This window comes from Polaribacter sp. BAL334, assembly GCF_015767435.1.
In the GTDB taxonomy this organism is placed as follows: domain Bacteria; phylum Bacteroidota; class Bacteroidia; order Flavobacteriales; family Flavobacteriaceae; genus Polaribacter.
This window is the reverse complement of record NZ_JADWOV010000154.1, coordinates 1-380: the sequence shown is the minus strand read 5'-3', so window position 1 is coordinate 380 and position 380 is coordinate 1. Positions and strand designations below refer to the sequence as shown.

Sequence of the window (380 nt, the reverse complement as noted above, 5' to 3'; positions counted from 1 at the left end):
TTATTGGCTGATTCATAAAACGAGAAAAATATAAAAATGAAGTTGATTTAAAAATCAACTTCATTTCATTCAAAAATACACACTAAAAAGCTATTCTCCTTGTCCTAAAGAAAATGCTCTTTTGCCATTAAATTCGTATAAATTTTCTGTTTTTATGACCTCATAACCAAGATTGTGTAGCTTGGAAATCAAAGCAATCACTTTTTCAAAATCTACAGGATTATATACCATATTTCCCTCAGTAATTGAAAACGCATCAACAAATCTACATCTCCAATGATCTGTACAATAAGTATCCGGAATTCCATCTGGATATACTTTTACACCTCTATTGGTAATCATCTTGAGCTTCATTTTAAAGGAATCTATTGCTTTTAATG

The 380-nt window shown here is 29.5% G+C and carries 1 pseudogene; it reads right to left on the bottom strand.

The features are described 5' to 3' along the window. Positions 1-90 precede the first annotated feature (90 nt). Positions 91-380: pseudogene (locus IU405_RS00805) on the bottom strand (NADP-dependent isocitrate dehydrogenase); the annotation flags it as partial.